This window comes from Floricoccus penangensis (assembly GCF_001832885.1).
In the GTDB taxonomy this organism is placed as follows: Bacteria; Bacillota; Bacilli; order Lactobacillales; family Streptococcaceae; genus Floricoccus; species Floricoccus penangensis.
This window is the reverse complement of sequence record NZ_MKIQ01000027.1, coordinates 163,261-180,395: the sequence shown is the minus strand read 5'-3', so window position 1 is coordinate 180,395 and position 17,135 is coordinate 163,261. Positions and strand designations below refer to the sequence as shown.

Genomic DNA, 17,135 nt, shown 5'->3' with positions numbered 1-17,135 from the left:
CCTCCTTTCTTTAAAAAGATAATTATTTAATACTATTCACCACATATTCAAAACTTGACATTGTGCTTTCTATATCTAGTTGAAGCCAATCTTTGTTGTTTTCAAGAATAATAGCTAACATATCAATATTTGAAAGGCCTGTGACTGACCTGTCGTCTTCTACGTTCAATGCAGCGTTAAGCATTTTTTTGATTGGTCTATCTAGTAGATAAGTTACTTTCAGAATGTATCCAAAAGTCATATCTTCGTTTTTCCCATCTTCCAATTGTTGTTTTATCTGACCAACTCGTAACGAAAAATCTCCAGCACCAGAAAGTAAATCTGCTTTATCATCTTCAGTCATGTCTTTTAGACGTGCTTTAGCGTCTGCTAACGTTCCTTTGTCTTCAACTAGAACTGAGTAAGGTTTGTTTTTTGCTTCGATTTCATCTAAAGCTTTTAATTTCGCTTCAATTTCTTCTCTTGTTTCTGCCATTTCATCTCCTATTTCATTTTATTTAGTGTTTCTTGTAGAAAATTGTGAGGATCAGTACCAGGGTGTTTTACCATTTTTGCATAATGATCACGACCTTGCTTATCAACCCAATGTAGCATTTCGTTGTTCAATGGAAAGATATAGTGAGGTCTAGTTCCGTAATAATAAAAAGCAGTGTAATCGATATTATATTTATTCCTAATATCATTTCTCAGCTTTTCTTGATTAATACCGACAATCCAACTACCGTCTGGTAATTTAGCACGTTCTACAGCATCCTTTAGCGCTCCTGTATCTTCATTGATAACCTTTTTCATTATCTTTTCGCACTCTTTAGCTCGTTCTTCGACATTTTCTTCCACAGCCTCCCACATTTCTCCGAAAACGTTTCCACCAAAAGGATTAACTGCCATTAAAAATACCTCTAATACGTTTGATAAAACTCACATTTTTGTCGTTAAGTTCAGACTCAAGCATTTTAAATTCTGTATCAAAGGAATCTAAAGCTTTATTTCTTGTTGCTTTCGCTGGTCTAGGTCTGATTATTATCATCTTCTACCTCACCTTCGACTTCTTTAAAGAAAAATACCTGTTTCTTAGGTTGTTTGGGTTTATATTCTTTCTGACTACTTGACCAACTTCGATAATTACTAAGTGATGCATCATTTGATATCTTCGCATAAGCTACTACTAATTCACTTGTAGACCATTCTGCTATCAGCTCATATGGTCTTTTTTTATAGTGATTAGCTAACTCATAGGCCATAGAAATATATGGATCATTAAATTGTTCTCCATCTAATCCATTGACTATCGAATCATAATCTCTTTTGGTTTCTTTGCTATCACTTACAAGATTATATATAGCTTCGTTAACAATTTGTGGATTGTCAGTTAATATTTTTAAAGCTGTAACCTTATGGAAAGTTTGGGGTTCTCCGAAGTAAGCTCTAAGTACCTTTTCAAATAGTCGTTCCATAAATTTAACAACTTCCTTATCACTCAAATCAAGTAATTCATGATCATCTAATTCATCAGCAGTTGCAATAAACTTCATAAGCGATAGAAGCGTGTTCGTATGATTATTAGCAGTCAGCTTCATTTTTCCGCATTCATACTCGAAAACTTCTCCTGTCGCTAAATCAGAACGACCCTGCAATACATAATTACCTTTGTCATCTTGCCCAATGAATGGAGGAGCTTCGTTATGCAATGTTATATATTTAATTATTTCATCCACTTTTTCTCCAATCAAAAAAGGCAGTCCGTTATAGACTGCCAAAGCTTTAAGAATTGATTCTAAGAGCCGTAGCAATGACTTTCTGATGATTTCGGATAATTGTACAAGAAAACAAAAAAATTGTCACAGCCCCCTTAAAATCTATTCTAGTTATATGTTATTTGCTACTATCAACTTTTATAAGTTGACCAAGAACTCCATTGTCATCTTCGCTCATAGTATAAGGAATTGTCATAGCACCTGCTGCATTAGTCCACGTCATCGGAACTGCAGTTAAGAATACGTTATAAGCCTTGAGGATATATAAATCATTACAAATTGGAAGCTCCATTTCCATGTAGTAATGATATTTGTTCATATCTTCGGTAATTAAATCCCAAGCAGTACCTTCGTACATTACTGGATAAGCAATAACAAATTTTACACCTTCCCAATCAGATTTCATGTAAATCTTATTGTCTTCTAAGAAGTAATCATCTGCAGTTAATCCAAGTTTTTGAACATTTCCACCAATACCTAAGTCAGAAAGCACTCCATTCGCACAATTTTGAGGTTGAACGATAATTTTTGGACAAGTAATTTCAGCTAAGTCAGGTAAAGTAACTACTGCATACTCAATACCATTTTTAGTTTCAAGTTTAGCAGTAAATTCTTGCGAAGTCATGATATCAAAGTCAGTCGTATCATTTTTACTAGCTAATGGATTCATTTCAGCAAATTCACCAATAAACTTGTTAGCTGTAATAGATCGTTCAATTTTAGTAGCTTTTTCATCGTAAGATTTAGAACCACATAGTTCTTCAGTAATCGTTAAAGCTGGATCACCAGAAAAATCAGTAATACAAGTGAAACCAAAAGTTGAATTTCTGATTAAATCAGTTCTACGTGTAAATAATTCAATTGTAGATAGCCTAAACTCTTTACTTTCTTGAGCCTCAACTTCTAATTGATAACTACGTTCGTCAGCTATCCATCCAGTCCCAAGAGTTGAATCAGGACTAAATAATTCTACAATGACTGCATTCCAACCATCTTGAGTAAGCGTAACGTTATAGATGTTTCCATTTGTGCTGTCACCTTTATTCTTGATAGTTAATTTGAATTTATCTCCTTTCTTACCATTTATAAGAATACGTTGATATCCAAATTGGAACTTTTCACCAGCAACTAGAACACCTGTGGTAACCTTAGCATTTTTACCAGTTTCAGGCTTAACTATAAGAGTTCCAGTCATATCACATTTATTTAGACCGCAAATCTTTTCTTCAGGTCTATCAGTATATTGATTAGAATACAAACCTCGACCATTTTCAGTCTTCGAGTGTTTAAAGCCAAAGATATTACAATCGTCTACTGCACGAATTCTGGTAAACCAAACAACTGAATCAGGTTTCAATTCACCAATCGCACAAGATTGTAATTTATCTCTACAATTTGCAAGTAATGCCATTTATTATTCTTCCTCCTTAGCTTGTAATGCAGCTATTGCAAGTTTCTTTTGGTGTGTCATACCTCCTCGTTGTGCACGAGCTTCAAGTAGTTCTGCATAGCTTAATTTATTCTTAGTAGTAGGAGTTTCTTTCACTTCTTCTACAACTTTTTCTTCAGTTTCTTCAACTGCTTTTCTTACTGCCATATTCACCTCTCTAGACGATTCTGAACAATTCAGTCGCCATATATTTATCGAAAACTAAAAGAGATACTTGTTTAGGTCTCCCAACCTCCCAAATATCTCCAAATATTTTCTTTTTAGTTATCACGGTTTGCCCTACACGGCTAGCACAGTTGCAGTGCGGTGTGCCGTCTAGGTACTCTCCGATATACTCAAGTGTTATCAAACTACCACACTCCAATCCTTGTAGCCTTTTAAGAAGCATAATGAATACTCATCAATAACTCCTTGAAAATACTTCATGGCCATATATTTGATTGATGCTGATAAATCTTTCATTCCATCAACTTCAATAATTTTTAAACTTTCCATTGATCCACAACTTGCACATTCGACTTCCTCAAGTTCCATGTAAAGTTTTGCGATTGCACAGAACCATCTACACAGCTCAGGAGGAATCTCATCAGTACCAACTGTGTAATCAACAATCAAGTCATAAGTCTCACAGCAATTACAACAATTCATAGCATTAGTTAAGTCAATAGATAAAGTATGCGTATATTCGTCATAAATGCTTTCTACATCAATCTCACGAACCTTAATACCTTCCCAAGCTCTGACTTTCACTCGAATTGTGTCAACTTGTACAAATTCTTCAGGTAAATTAACTCTAAAAATATTAGGACAACAACCCCCACATTGCTTAGATAGCTCGATTTGTAGGTTAATATCATGATTGTCTATCCAATTTCCACAAGTTAAGTCACCCCAGTTTTGAAGTGCCGAGATAATAGCTTGTCGCCATTGTTCATCACTAGCACATTCAAAACATCTACAGCATTCACGTACTTGTTGAACGAATGAATCAATTTGTATCGCATATGCTTCAGCATTTTTAAAGTTACTTACCATAGTTTATTTTGCTCTACCAATGTAAGGAGCAAGTGAATTTGGATTGATTAGACCTTCAACACCTTTATATGCATCTACACCACATACTGACTTGATAGCTGTAATAACCATCAAATGATTTGGATTAGCGTTAAACACCCCACCGAAGTTAGTAATGGCCACACACTCTGACCAACAAGTTGGATATGCGACTTTATTTCTATCCCAATGGATAAACGCAGTATCTTTTTCAGATTTTTTCCATTCATTCATGATGAATTGTTCAGGGAAATCAAGCGGAATTGCAGAGAAGACACCCTCAGTTGGTGGTACAAAATAAATATTACCAACCATAGTATCAGGTACAGTAATATTTCTTGACTCTAAAACTGGAATTCCATTGAAGTAATAATAATTTTTCGGATATGTTACACCGTTTTTAGTTTCTGTTCCTTCAACAACTTTCCAACCAACTGGATACTCTCCATTATCTTTTTTAACAATTTCTTGTTGAAGAGCTTGAAAAGCAATAAAATCAGCTGCAAAGAATCCTTGTTGGAAACCTTCCCAACCAACGATGTTAATACGGCATAAAGATTGTTTAAATGCTTCTAGAATTCCTAGAGAACCATCAATAGTATAAATATCGGGATCAGCATATTGTTGCATCAATCCATTAAATCGACGAATAATGTTTCCGTTTTGCTCAACGTCTAATAGTCCATTTAAAAATGTAAGCATGTTAAGTAATACAAATTGTGCAATAAGACTTAGTTGATCAAACGCTTCTTGTGTAGGTAAATCAGTATTAACTCCTGTTTCTTTTAATAGAGCTAAATATGCTGCATAAGCGACCGAGTTTCTAGGCATACCCATTTGACGAGCCATTAGAGTAATTCCTTCTTCACATTGCTCAATACACAAAGGTTTAAGGATTGTAATATCTTGACATACTTGTAATTCACCTGGAACCACACAACAGTCGTCAGGCTTAGCAGTCATTGGACTAAAGGACATAGTTGGGATGTTTTTAAGAGCTAAATCTTTAGTGCCATCTTCATTAACGACTTCTTCCCAAATCATCGGTAAAGTTCCTTCGTTTGCTGAAGCGTTACGCATTGCACGTAGCATACGTGACATTGGAGTATTAAGCAATGCTTTAAATACATCGTCCGACTCAATCAAAGTCGCAAAAACTGACTGGTCAAAATTAGTGCCTAATTGTCCACCAGTAAAAAAGTCGTTGATTTTAATATCTTGCAAATCCGACTTCACGAATGGTAGACCGTTTTTCATTTCAATTTTATTTTGTAATTTCATTTTTACCTCGCTTAATATTTAGAAGCAGATGCATAACCAGTTGGTTTTACAATTTTACTGTCTTCTACTTCTTTTGTTTCGGCAGCCAAGATCGCTTCTGAATGTTCTTTTTTGAAATCAGCAATCATTTTATCAGCGATTTCTTTCGCTTTGATTTCTACAGAAATATCACCAGCGGTTGAAGGGTTTTCAACTGCTTTAGGTTCTTGAACTACTTTTGCAGCGTTTTCGATATCTTCATTTGTTTTCTTTAAATCAGCAATTTGTTTTTCAAGTTCTGCCTTTTCATTTTCTTCTGTTAGAGTTTGATTTTTTATTTTTTCGGCCTCTAACTGCGCTCTTAGTTCTTCAATTGTTGCCAAATCTTCTTCCTTTCTTTCTTCTTCATCAAGTTTGAATTCAACGTGTTTATCAGAGTTAGCAATGCCCTTATCAGTCATTTCTGATACTCCCCACCACGTCTCATTATTTATGTAGTCCGATATATCAGATATACCAGCACGTTCTTTATAGATAGCCTCTAAGCTTTCTTGGACTTTATCAAGCACTTCAGCGCTTTTCTTCAAATCGTTTGCATCGCCCCAAGCCATGGAGCTAGGCTTATGAACCATATAAAGCGAACCTGTCATAGCGATTCGTTCATCTCCAGCTAAGAAGATTATTGATCCCATACTTGCGCTTAAACCAGTTAAGACAGTTGTAACTTTCTTACCGCTTGCTCTCAAAAGGTTATAGACTTCTAGTCCTTCAAATACATCTCCACCAGGGGAGTTGATATAAACAGTAATTTCATCATCTTTATTGTCTTTCAAGAAACTATCTACTTTATCAGCAGTAATTTCCCATCCAACAACACCCGATAACCTCAAGTCAGCCATTTAAACCTCCTCGAGAACAGAAATATGTTCCCAGCGAGCACGACCGCAGCATAAGTTAACAGTATCTTTTGTTTTAACTTGCATGGTTTCATTTTTAGCGACCTTATAATCTTCTTCAGACATTGTATAAACTTTATCTACTAATAATCTCGCTCGTTGCTTACCAGCAATATCAACTACTCGATATCCAGTTGTAGCTCTATCAGATATACGAACATCAATACCGTTTTCAACACTTTGATATTCTGCGGAATCCATACCTGCTTTAGCTAATAAAATGAGTTGAGGATTAGTCAAAGGCTTACTTGTAGTCTTTTCGTGTTCCTTAACTTTGTAAACTAGTGGAGTTTCTTTTTGAGGAGTTGCTTCTTCAGGTAGCTTAATAGCTCCTTTGATTTTATCAACTACACTAGTAGATTTAGGGATCACCTCTTTTTCTAACTCTTCATGGGCTGAGTCTGCCACTTCATCTTCAAGAACAAAGTTTTCTTGTGACTTTTCATGCTGGTTTAACAAATCTAAAAGCTCTTGTTTTTTTGCACGATCATTAAAAGGAACCCCTAGATTATCTAAGCGTTCCTTAATTTCTTTAATAGTTAGTTCGTCCATTATTCACCAGCTTTCTTTTCTGTTGTTGGTGGACATTCAAAGGCATTGTTGCATTGTGGCTTTTCACCCAACTTATCTGATTCAGGATTAATATCCAAAAGCAAAAACGCATCGCCATTCACTGAGTGAACGAGTAATTTTGTACCATCTTCATTTTCCGATTCACCATTTTTAGGGAAAACATTATAAACACGTTCTGCCCAAGTAGGCGTATCAAGCGCTAGAGTTTCAGCATTTGAATGCAATTCACCTTTTAAAAATTTGTATTTAGCCAAAATAATTAACTCCTTTCTTAATAGATTCTTCCAAGATTTCTCGCATTTCATCAGTCGTTAAACTCATATTGAATTCAGCTAAGATATCTTTACTCGGAACAGTAATAATTGAATATTTATATTTTGAACCGATCGGAAGTTTCTTCTTATCAATTGGTGCAACTCTTAGAGCTTTATATGCTCTTTTTACGAAAGAACCTGTCGGTAATTCATCTACGACTTCTGCGCTGATAATATAGTCTTTACTACCATCTGCATTTTCGCGAAAAATATTTTTAAATCTAACTGATTCATCATAAGTAGCTAGATTTCTAACATCTTCTATCTCCATTTTGTAATGTTTGATAGATTCTAAATTCTTTCGTTGGATTTTATCCATTTCAGTATTTGGGATAGCCATACGACCACCCGAAGTTCTAAAAACTAAAGACATTTATCTCCTTTCATGAAGTTTAACGACTTTTCGGTCATAGCGTGTTTTCTTCCTCAGTTCCAGTTAAGTCCTCTGGATAATCTTTAAAACGCAAGTAACAATCTTTGTCATTTAAAAGAAGTTTAGCCGCAGGAGTTACAGCTACAGCCAGTTCTTTCTTTTGAGGTGTAAGCCATCCAGCTCTAGCGCTAGATAATAAGTTCTTATTACTTACATTTCTTCCAATGTCTCCTCTATCTACTAGAATCGAAGGAAAATTTGTAACACTGGATAAAATATTGTCCAAATCATCGTAAATAAATTGAAAATCTTTTATTGGTGTTACTGGTGCAATTTGTTTAATGTCTTTGTATTGCTCATCAAAGATAACGACATTACTGTCGTCTGTCTTGTTTTGCTTTATAAATTCAGCAAGCTTGACTCTCATTGATTCTACAGCATTTGCTACCGCATCTTTTGTTCTTTTAGCTACTGCTGATAGAAGCTTTTCTTTTGGTTGCTCTGTAAATACAAATAAATCACCATAATCTCTATCAGTCGTTGCACATAATATCTTGAGAAGCATACTTAACAAGATTTGTAGTCTCAATAAATCTGAGTTAAGAATAAAGCTATCATCATGGATTTTAATAATATTACTTGGTGCTACTGCATATCCACCAGAATAAGGGAAATACTCGAAACCTTGATTTTTTCTTAATGAATAAGAATCGTTTATCTCTGGACTTCCAAGTTTATACCAAACTATTTCTGTTCCCAAAATATCATTATCAGTTTTAAGAGCCATTTCAGATACTAAATTTGGTTTAACTAATCTAAATTGTTCTTCTTTATCATCAATGAATAAATAAGATGTTCCAAACACTTCTTTATATCTATAAAACTTTTTAATCTCAGCTAAATTAGTGCTTCCTTGCCTATTCGTTTTATAAAGTATCTCGTCCCACCTATTGGATAATTCTTCATCACGTTCACCATTCTTGGCAACCTCTAAATCCGTACCGAAAACAGCGTTGATTTTTCCGTCCAAACGATAGTTGAAATCGGGTATCTGCATGAATATCCTATTGAATTCATCCATATTGCTTTCTTTACTGAGTTGTTCCACCATCTCAATAAGATAATTCATACATTCGCCATGGCAATTAACTTTATTACATATATCGCATTGTTTACCTCGTACCATTTTCCCTCCTTTTCTTTAATTTAAGTTCCTAGTCGGATTCGAACCGACGGTCAAGCTTTTGCAGAGCCATGCCTTACCTCTTGGCTATAGGAACATCAAAAATCCCCTTCGATGAGGGGCTGTTAATTATAAAATTAAGTCGTATATTCCTTGTGTAGCCAACACGAAACTATCTGCTTCATCTGGCGACTTTCCTATACGAGCTTTTATCGTGTCTTTAGAAATTACTTTGTATTCTTTACTTGTAATTTCAAATTCAGTTGCGCCTAATTGTCTTTCTAATTCTTCACAATCAGCATATGCAACTACTCTTTTGCTTTGAAGTTGATCACTAGCATTCAGATACATCACTGCACGATTATTTAGTGCCAATTCTGCACGTCCACTTGACTTAGCTATTAAATCCTTGCCACCGAAGTTAATCGCTCTACATGGTATTTCTGGCGCTTGTATAATCATTGCATCTATCAAGTGCTGTCCATATCCTCTATCAATATAAACTGCAGCAGCATTAACTGAACGAACTAAATTAACCAAATGACTACCTGCTTCAATCGAGCTATACCCATCTACCCAAACATTGTCTAAATATTCATAACCAATGAACTTAATCAGTTTACTCTTATCGTTATATGCCAATATACAAGCGACTGTGCTATCTTTACCAGTCGTCGAGCTATCAACACCAATAAAGATATAATCGTTACCAGTAAGCTCTAAATCGTTCTTAGCATGTGTTAAGTTAGGGAAGTCTATAGCAGTATCTTCTAATACTTCTCCGAGATACTCCCATTTATACCATGCGTAATCTCGCTCTTTCAACTCGTTTATTTCATCAAGTTGCTGAGGAGTGATTAAATCTTTTCCAGTATCATCATCTAAATATGTTGTATGTATCTTCTTAGCATTTAGATTATTCGTATAAGAAAAAACCCAATGTTTTGGGCTTCTAGGTGGATTAAAAGAGAATACTTGTTTAATGCGTTCTCCAGGTATGTTGTGTCGTAGAAATGTTGCTAATGTAGTTCCTACGCTTTCAGCACTATCGAATTGGTCAAACTCTTCAAACCAAAGCCAAGCTATATTATCAATCGCATTAGCTTTTTTCCCTTGTTGTTTATTTAGACCATAGAACTTAATTACTGATCCTGTAGCATTTAGTTTTAACTCGAATGGACTGACTTTAATTGAAAATAAACTTCTTAAATCAAGATTATCAATCACTGCTTCAAATTGCTTAAATACACCGTCACGAATTTCTTCACGCTTTTGCATAAAGATAATTGCATTAGCTTGCTTTCCTTTCTCAGCATGTACAAGCATATCTATTAGTATGGCCAAGCAAGTGTCGTAAGACTTAAACGATGAACGGCCACCGCTTAATACAAATTTATCAATGTCGTTCTTATTAGCTATCCTATCAAACAGTGGCTTGTGCTTGCTTATCACATCAGTATTGCTATCAAACTTCATAGCTTAATATTGATATTCAAGTCCTCGCCATCTTTACCTTCAAGCGATACATCTCGTTTATCTCTCCATTCTTTAGGCATGCGATTCTTAAGCCAAAAAATAGTTGCGGTCGTATCTGGCGGCATATGCTTATCATTTTCAAAAAGAACAATTCGTTCAGTCGTTGGAATAGCTTCAATAGATGCATCGATTATCTCTTGTTGAGTAGCTTCTGGATTATCTAACTTAAACTTGTTTTGAAACTTTCTGCGTTCGACATCAACTACATCCTTATCTCTATTAACTATCTTAACCTGTCGTTCAGTATAGTCATAACCAAATGCACGTTTCAACAACGCATTTTCAACTTGTCTGTCAATTACTTCTTTCCCCCTTTTTAGGGTGTCTAAAATGTCTACATGTTTAACTTTCCAATTATTCAATGTAGCTCTAGATATTCCCATGTTGTGTGCTATCTGTTCATCGGTGAGACCATCTCTAGCCCAACCTTCTATTTTCAAAAGTCCTTCTTCTGTCAGCCATTCTTCATATTTTGGTTTTGCCATGCAGTCTCCTTTCCGACTTATGTTTTTGAGTACAATAAAAGGAAGTGATTTTTCACCTCCTTCATGTTTTATTTTATTTGCTCATGTATTAAACTACTTTTTTAGTTCTTCTTTCAAGGTTTTGATTAATTCTTTTATTTCTTTACCATAAATCTCTTCGAATTCTGATAGTTTCTCTCTTCCTTTTTTAACTGCATCTTTAGTAGATTGCATTATCAAATCATTATCATTTTCTTTGTTTTTATATAAATTTACTATTTCTATTGACAATCTATCAATTTCATTGATAAACAAAACAAAAGAATTATAGCTCTCATCTGAAAAATAATTTAAATATAACTTTATTGTACTTATATTGTTATTGAAATCAATTATTCTTTTTGAAACCTCTATATGTCCTAAATCAGGTTCTATCATTTGAGAATAGGTTATGTAATGTATCAAGTTTTCTCTTATATAGGAAATGCTTTCGTTTATTTTTTCGGCAGGTTGGTTTATAGTATCTATAATAAATTTTTGACTTTCTGACGCTATAACTTGATTTTGCAATCCTTTTTTAAATTCATTATTACCTTTTTCAATTTTTTCTTGAAATTTTTGTTGCTTACCTTGAAGCTCTTCATTTACTTTTTTTTGTTTATTGTAAACTATCCACGAATTTAATAAACTTATTATTACACCCGACACAGCTATTAAAGCTGCGATAATAGTTGCCGTCGATTGGTCAATTTTCATAATTTATTTCTCCTAATTTTTAATATAATTATTATACAACAAAAAGCCCAACTTTCGTCAGACTTTTTAACCTTTATATTACATAAGGAGGTGACCCGAATATTTGCACCAATCACGAGACACTACTCTCGCTACAAATATTTACAATATCATAATACCACTTAATTCTAGTGTTTTGTGCTACTCTTTATGCTACGGCAAATGACACACTAAATGCTACTTACATCAACATACAACTAATAGCAATTTGACTATTCTTATAGCTATCTGCAAACATCAATTGAGCCTTTCTTAATATCTTAGTATATCCACTTTTTGAGTAATTGATCTGTTCTTCGAGCAGATCTCTTTTTTTATCACTACTTTGAATATCATAGTTGACTTGTAAAACCAAACTATATTGCATCCCATAGCCTGACAAACTATCAATCGCTCGTTCTATCTCTTTTATCTCACGACCTGCATCAGCCCAATCAGCAATTCTATCTTGCTTAATACCACCTTTTACTCTTTCTCCAAAATGAGGGGACTTAATCACAGGTTCTAATTTTTGATATCTTTCTTTTTGGACTCGATAATTTTTTAAAACTTTACGAGCTTCACGTAAGGCTCGTTCTTCATCAAACTCTATCACTAGCCCCTCCTTTCCTACTTGCTACCGTAATAGATCACGACAGCGACTAATACTATTCCAATAACTATTTTTAACATTTGATCCTCTCTATTATCCTTTATATTTTAGAAGTGATACTGATAGTACATATCCCTGTCTACTAAATAGAAAATATATACAAATGAAAGTACTACTGAAGCGCCCAACAATATTCCAACTATGCTTGGAGCATTACCAAGAGTTAATATTTCAATCATTACCATTGAGCTAAATATGGATTGCAAAGTTGTAGGAGCTACAATATATTCGATAATTATTCTTTTCATTTCTGGTTTATCTTTATATTTTTTTGAAAGTTTCTCCAAGTTTTTGACATATGATTTAACACATGATATTCCGAATGATAGCACGAGGAATGCTAAAGCTAAAACCACTCCAATTGCAATACTATCCATATCACATCTCCACAGGCACAGCTTCTGCACCCTCGATTTTGTTCACTTCAATGTAAAGTTTAGCTTCTTCTTTTGTGTCCCACTTATAAGCATCTTCTACTGTTGCGTTGTAACAAATAGCTAGACAACTTAGTGTAGAATATTTCATATTTCTATTTTCCACAACTCTATGAATATCTTTTTCATCATCTAACACTTCAACAGTCCATTTAACAACTTTCTCGACTTCATATTCAAGGTCTCCTAAAATGATACGGATAAGGTCTAGCTTGTGTGTATCAATATATAAATATTTATCTGAAAATTGTTTAGGTGAGTACATACCGCATTTTTCATATAATTTTTTTAAATTACCGATAACGGTAAACATATTGCCTGTTAAAATTCTATTATCAATTCCATCTTCTTTTAACTGCTCTTTATACCACTTATCAAACCATTTTGGCACTACGATTTTTGGTTTGGCTAGTTCCAAATCATTCTCATAAAACCATATGGTACCAATAGGTAATTCAACCTTATAAGGAGCAGAAGCACTATTGATCTCTTTAATAACTCCCACTCTTCCAAAACTGAATCTTTCTTTATTGATTACTTTTACAATATCTCCAACTTTAAATTCCCTCATAACTCACCTTTCTGATTTTCTCAATTTCTTCTTGCGTCAATCTAACACCTTTTACTTTATATCTATCTTTGAACTCCCCCAACGGCATTGAATGCTTAATCGTATGATGTTCTCTACATAGTGCAGCGTAGTCGTATTTCTCACCATCTACTTTGTTGCGATTGTTCCCCATTCCAACAGGTTCACTGAAATGGTCTATGTCTGCATTTTGCTTACCACAGATGCAACATACTCGATTCATCACACATTTGTAGAAATAATAATCAAGATGTCCTGGTAATATCTCATACCCATCCTTGAAAGGTATGTCATTCTCGAATATAAAATCTATTACTAAATCTGTTAACACTACAACATCAGAGACACTTGCGTTAGACGTATTTTTCAAGCTTATTTCTCTTCCAGTCTCCTGTTCATAAAGGAAGTAAAACATTTCTTTCAAAGAAATCTCACGGTTGCCCAGTAAATGCATTAATATCATTTACTAAGGCAAAGAAGAAGTATCTCTGCTGTTTAGTGAACTTTCTCGGATCAGTAAATCTTATCTCTACTTCTCGTGGACCGACATATCCGTCATAGATTGTCTTAAGTCGTTCAAGGTTAATCTGTTCATTTATTTCTACAGCTAGTTTATTTCCGTCTACGTTTCTGACTCTAGCTGAGTATGTGTCAGTTTGATATTTCACTCATATTTTTCTCCTCCCATCTCATATATGAGATTTTGTCTCCTAGCCTAGGAGTCATATTACCGTTATAAATAAAATACTCCATTCCTGTTTCGCTATCTTTGACTAACTGCACTGGCTTATCACTATCTCCTACAGGCACTAATGTTACTAGCTCCAAAGTTAATCGTTTCTTTTCTTCAACTTTTCGTTCTTGCTTACTGCAACCTGCTAGCATTATTCCTGACGTCACGAAAATTGTCAGTAGCAAGATTTTAATTAGTTTTTTCATGCTTCCTCCATTTGGCATTTCAGAACTCGTTTGAGCTCCTTAGCCGTTTTTTTAGTAAAACGAGGACTATCTTCTTTATTGCTATTAATCATCCAATTAAGGTCTTGACCACTGTCCCAACATGTAGTCTTTATATAATATACATCTTCTTTATTTTTCAACACATACATCTTTTTCGGTGCTTTGAAACGGACGATTTTATCATTATAATTTTTAAGACCATATTCATAATCAGACCTAGCAATTCCTTTATCTTTTTCTAAATAAATACAAATGTTTTCGCAAAAATATTCATCATTTTCAAATATTTTTTCTCCATTAGACCACATATACCCTTCTTCTTTCAATGCCTTCATCAAAGCTTTATAATCACTCTTTTTCTTGCACCGGTAAACTACACTTGTATCAATTACTTCTTCTGTTTTCTTAATTAATTTACTTAATGCCATTGTTTTCTCCTTTATTCAACTCATTTGCTATTTCAATTATTGCTGAGCGCAATATATCTTTAGCATGCCAATAGTCCTTCATATCAATATCATCTATTGCAGAATCAATTGCACCTAGCGCTATATGCAATTTCTTTTCAAATGGCTTATTTACAACAATTGTTTCCCAGGCATTTTCATATTCACTTACTGCCATTTCATCCTCCTTGCTCATATAAGCCGTTTTAAGCGAGTAAAATATTTTAGGTATAAATACCTTATTTATCATTTAATCGCTCAATTTGGCTTGTTTCTGTGGTCACAGTTCATCAATTTCTACTACCAATCGGTAAGCATCAGTTCCTGACAACCCACCAAACTGATGTTTTGTATATTTCACTACGTCATGATTGTCATCTGCCCATAGTTCCGCTTCAGTAAATCCGTCCATAATAGCTTTTAACGTTGGCTGTAAGTTATCTGGGTCACTTCTGCGTTTAGTTGGTGTATAGACTGTTAAAGTAACTCCACATGGCTTATTCTTACTGAATTTCTCATATGTTCTTCCGAAACTCACTTCATAAGCTTGAAGTTTAGCCATATGTCGTAATTTCTTGGTGACTTTAGCCTTTTGTTGATAATGCATTCTGTCGTTAGAGTTGATAATCAACTTCTGCCATGTTGGTACTTTAGCTTTTGAAGTAGCTCTATATAGCTCGAATTCAAATTTCATTATTTATGCTCCAGAAGTTCTGGGTTCTCGTAAATATTTCCTATTACAGTAAAATCTTCAATCATCTTAGGAAGCATAATATACTTGAAACCCTTAAAAACTATCATTGATAGTCCATCTATATAACGTACTTCAAAATGATTATCTGAATCATTTTTTATAATATCTCCCTCGTAGATTTCAACTCGGTTTTTGTCTTTAAATCCTGTATATTGCATTACTTTATATTTCTCAGGACTCATTTCTGCAAAAGTTAATATTGAACCTGCGCTGCCATATTTCATTTCTTGACCGATATTGTGATTCTTAAATGGTGTATACCATGCTCTGAATTTAATCTCTCTCATCTTCAATCTCCTTCAACTGCTCCAACCTAGCACTCACAACCCTATATCCTAAATCAACTTCAAAAGGAAATAGAGAATTGAAGTACACTCGTGTTATTGTTCCAACTTCATCTGTCGGTGTGTAAATGACTTTATCGTTTACTTTCATTCCTCTACCTCAAATCCATTTATCTTCATAGCTTCTTGAATGCTTATTTTATGGACGAATGCATAGAACCTAATAGGACTCTGCACTGTCTCTTCACTTTGCATCCATTCTAGAAAGTCTTTTTTAGTCGCCCCAGGAACTTCACTCAAGAAGAAATCTATTATCATTGGATTAGCATTTTTCCCTGTCAATTTCATAATGCATCCTCTCCGAATAATTCTTTAATCTCTTCAGGAGTTAGCTCTCTATTGCTGTCATCGTCCTTTTGAGTTTCTTGATGCCAATCAGGTACTTTGGCACTTGATTTAGTATTTGCATCTTTTTGAGAAACGTTTTGCTGATTGCTATTTCTTTTCAATGTAGTCTCAACGTCCTCTAAAGTCTTGTAGTTTTTACTCTTCCAATCTCTTAAGATTGCTTGAGAATATTTATAGCTCGTTTTAGAATTTAAAACTGTACGCCTTAAAGCTTCTTGAACAAGTTCATATCCAAAGTCTTTACAATCAAATTCAATTTCTTCTCTGACAAAGGGAGTAACAGGAGAAATGTTTTCGTTGTAGAAAGTTAATATCTGCTGAAGAGGATTTTGTTTACTCTCCTTTACTTTACTTTCCTTTCCTTTACTTTCCTTTACTTTACTTTGTGTACTTATCGGAGAATTAACCCCAGTTATTTCCTCATTAACCCTAGTTTTCGGAGAATTAACTCCCTTAAATTCATCTTCAAGTGTAGTTATTGGAGAATTAAGTTCCATAAACTCCCTTTGTGCTGTATATTTTGCGTCAATAACTATACCTTTACTTTTTTTCTTTGCTTCTAAATATCTCTCTTGAATCCCTTTTGAAGTGAGAATATTTTCTTCATCAAAAAGATATTTGCTGAAAAATCCAACTTGCAAAGATTTATTAACAACTTCCTTGACCACTTCTTCTTTTAAGCCAATTTCATCAGAAATTAAGAATGCAGTATCTTCATCCCAATTAATGTAATACCCCTCGTCTCTATATATATTGCCTAGTAAACAAAGCAGTACCTTGATAGATTCACTACCACATTCTTTTTCTATCTTCCTAATTTTTATATCTCTTAGAAAATCAACATCCATAGGAAAGTAATCAAGACCTATTTTCTTTGGTCTAGCCATGTCCCCTCTT

General features: G+C 34.2%; 26 protein-coding genes, 1 tRNA gene and 1 pseudogene. All 28 read right to left on the bottom strand.

Annotated elements, in window-relative coordinates:
* Window positions 1-22 precede the first annotated feature (22 nt).
* The 28 genes and pseudogenes from BG262_RS05580 to BG262_RS10750 all read right to left on the bottom strand — a co-directional run bounded on the left by BG262_RS05580 (window position 23) and on the right by BG262_RS10750 (window position 17,125).
* The gene (locus BG262_RS05580; RefSeq protein WP_070787890.1) at window positions 23-475 is read right to left on the bottom strand and encodes a hypothetical protein; all 453 of its coding nucleotides are present in this window, start codon (window positions 473-475) and stop codon (window positions 23-25) included.
* An 8-nt stretch (window positions 476-483) separates the two neighbouring features.
* Entirely contained in the window at window positions 484-888 is a 405-nt protein-coding gene (locus BG262_RS05575) for a hypothetical protein (RefSeq protein WP_070787889.1), read from the bottom strand.
* 119 nt (window positions 889-1,007) lie between these two features.
* Window positions 1,008-1,715 (bottom strand): hypothetical protein, encoded by a 708-nt coding sequence (locus BG262_RS05570; RefSeq protein WP_070787888.1) that lies wholly within the window; start codon window positions 1,713-1,715, stop codon window positions 1,008-1,010.
* Between the two features lie 157 nt (window positions 1,716-1,872).
* On the bottom strand, window positions 1,873-3,165 hold the full coding sequence (locus BG262_RS05565) for a hypothetical protein (protein WP_070787887.1): 1,293 nt from the start codon (window positions 3,163-3,165) through the stop codon (window positions 1,873-1,875).
* A 3-nt stretch (window positions 3,166-3,168) separates the two neighbouring features.
* Window positions 3,169-3,351, bottom strand: coding sequence for a hypothetical protein (locus BG262_RS05560; protein WP_070787886.1), 183 nt, complete (start codon window positions 3,349-3,351; stop codon window positions 3,169-3,171).
* Window positions 3,352-3,549: 198 nt separating this feature from the next.
* Window positions 3,550-4,239, bottom strand: a complete 690-nt coding sequence (locus tag BG262_RS05550; RefSeq protein WP_070787884.1) for a hypothetical protein — start codon at window positions 4,237-4,239, stop codon at window positions 3,550-3,552.
* A gap of 3 nt (window positions 4,240-4,242) precedes the next feature.
* Entirely contained in the window at window positions 4,243-5,538 is a 1,296-nt protein-coding gene (locus tag BG262_RS05545; RefSeq protein ID WP_070787883.1) for a hypothetical protein, read from the bottom strand.
* An 11-nt stretch (window positions 5,539-5,549) separates the two neighbouring features.
* A complete protein-coding gene (locus BG262_RS05540; RefSeq protein WP_070787882.1) occupies window positions 5,550-6,416 on the bottom strand; it encodes a head maturation protease, ClpP-related in 867 nt (288 codons plus the stop codon).
* Complete coding sequence (locus tag BG262_RS05535) at window positions 6,417-7,025, bottom strand: hypothetical protein (protein WP_070787881.1); 609 nt, start codon at window positions 7,023-7,025, stop codon at window positions 6,417-6,419.
* Complete coding sequence (locus BG262_RS05530; RefSeq protein WP_070787880.1) at window positions 7,025-7,300, bottom strand: hypothetical protein; 276 nt, start codon at window positions 7,298-7,300, stop codon at window positions 7,025-7,027. Before BG262_RS05530 ends, BG262_RS05535 begins: the two co-directional genes overlap by 1 nt.
* Window positions 7,293-7,733 carry a hypothetical protein gene (locus BG262_RS05525; RefSeq protein ID WP_070787879.1) on the bottom strand — a complete coding sequence of 147 codons (441 nt, stop codon included), beginning with the start codon at window positions 7,731-7,733 and terminating at the stop codon, window positions 7,293-7,295. The genes BG262_RS05530 and BG262_RS05525 overlap by 8 nt, the downstream gene beginning before the upstream one ends.
* A gap of 34 nt (window positions 7,734-7,767) precedes the next feature.
* Entirely contained in the window at window positions 7,768-8,919 is a 1,152-nt protein-coding gene (locus tag BG262_RS05520) for a hypothetical protein (protein ID WP_070787878.1), read from the bottom strand.
* A gap of 23 nt (window positions 8,920-8,942) precedes the next feature.
* A tRNA-Cys gene (locus BG262_RS05515) sits at window positions 8,943-9,013 on the bottom strand.
* A 32-nt stretch (window positions 9,014-9,045) separates the two neighbouring features.
* Window positions 9,046-10,392, bottom strand: coding sequence for a PBSX family phage terminase large subunit (locus BG262_RS05510; protein ID WP_070787877.1), 1,347 nt, complete (start codon window positions 10,390-10,392; stop codon window positions 9,046-9,048).
* Window positions 10,389-10,937, bottom strand: coding sequence for a hypothetical protein (locus BG262_RS10910; protein ID WP_070787876.1), 549 nt, complete (start codon window positions 10,935-10,937; stop codon window positions 10,389-10,391). Before BG262_RS10910 ends, BG262_RS05510 begins: the two co-directional genes overlap by 4 nt.
* 93 nt (window positions 10,938-11,030) lie before the next feature.
* Window positions 11,031-11,672, bottom strand: coding sequence for a hypothetical protein (locus BG262_RS05500; protein WP_070787875.1), 642 nt, complete (start codon window positions 11,670-11,672; stop codon window positions 11,031-11,033).
* A 220-nt stretch (window positions 11,673-11,892) separates the two neighbouring features.
* Entirely contained in the window at window positions 11,893-12,306 is a 414-nt protein-coding gene (locus BG262_RS05495) for a hypothetical protein (RefSeq protein ID WP_070787874.1), read from the bottom strand.
* Between the two features lie 104 nt (window positions 12,307-12,410).
* Window positions 12,411-12,740 carry a hypothetical protein gene (locus tag BG262_RS05490; protein ID WP_070787873.1) on the bottom strand — a complete coding sequence of 110 codons (330 nt, stop codon included), beginning with the start codon at window positions 12,738-12,740 and terminating at the stop codon, window positions 12,411-12,413.
* A gap of 1 nt (window position 12,741) precedes the next feature.
* Window positions 12,742-13,368: a hypothetical protein gene (locus BG262_RS05485; protein WP_070787872.1), complete on the bottom strand. Its 627-nt coding sequence runs from the start codon at window positions 13,366-13,368 to the stop codon at window positions 12,742-12,744.
* A pseudogene (locus BG262_RS05480) lies at window positions 13,355-14,054 on the bottom strand (putative HNHc nuclease). Before BG262_RS05480 ends, BG262_RS05485 begins: the two are co-directional and overlap by 14 nt.
* Entirely contained in the window at window positions 14,038-14,325 is a 288-nt protein-coding gene (locus tag BG262_RS05475; RefSeq protein ID WP_070787871.1) for an EexN family lipoprotein, read from the bottom strand. The pseudogene BG262_RS05480 and the gene BG262_RS05475 overlap by 17 nt, the downstream one beginning before the upstream one ends.
* Complete coding sequence (locus tag BG262_RS05470) at window positions 14,322-14,774, bottom strand: hypothetical protein (protein ID WP_070787870.1); 453 nt, start codon at window positions 14,772-14,774, stop codon at window positions 14,322-14,324. Before BG262_RS05470 ends, BG262_RS05475 begins: the two co-directional genes overlap by 4 nt.
* Complete coding sequence (locus BG262_RS05465) at window positions 14,761-14,970, bottom strand: hypothetical protein (protein ID WP_070787869.1); 210 nt, start codon at window positions 14,968-14,970, stop codon at window positions 14,761-14,763. Before BG262_RS05465 ends, BG262_RS05470 begins: the two co-directional genes overlap by 14 nt.
* Window positions 14,971-15,072: 102 nt before the next feature.
* Window positions 15,073-15,486 carry a RusA family crossover junction endodeoxyribonuclease gene (locus tag BG262_RS05460; RefSeq protein WP_070787868.1) on the bottom strand — a complete coding sequence of 138 codons (414 nt, stop codon included), beginning with the start codon at window positions 15,484-15,486 and terminating at the stop codon, window positions 15,073-15,075.
* On the bottom strand, window positions 15,486-15,833 hold the full coding sequence (locus BG262_RS05455) for a YopX family protein (RefSeq protein ID WP_070787867.1): 348 nt from the start codon (window positions 15,831-15,833) through the stop codon (window positions 15,486-15,488). Before BG262_RS05455 ends, BG262_RS05460 begins: the two co-directional genes overlap by 1 nt.
* Entirely contained in the window at window positions 15,820-15,981 is a 162-nt protein-coding gene (locus tag BG262_RS10755; RefSeq protein WP_158006648.1) for a hypothetical protein, read from the bottom strand. Before BG262_RS10755 ends, BG262_RS05455 begins: the two co-directional genes overlap by 14 nt.
* On the bottom strand, window positions 15,978-16,178 hold the full coding sequence (locus BG262_RS05450) for a hypothetical protein (RefSeq protein WP_070787866.1): 201 nt from the start codon (window positions 16,176-16,178) through the stop codon (window positions 15,978-15,980). The genes BG262_RS10755 and BG262_RS05450 overlap by 4 nt, the downstream gene beginning before the upstream one ends.
* Entirely contained in the window at window positions 16,175-17,125 is a 951-nt protein-coding gene (locus tag BG262_RS10750) for a Lin1244/Lin1753 domain-containing protein (protein WP_070787865.1), read from the bottom strand. Before BG262_RS10750 ends, BG262_RS05450 begins: the two co-directional genes overlap by 4 nt.
* Window positions 17,126-17,135 lie beyond the last annotated feature (10 nt).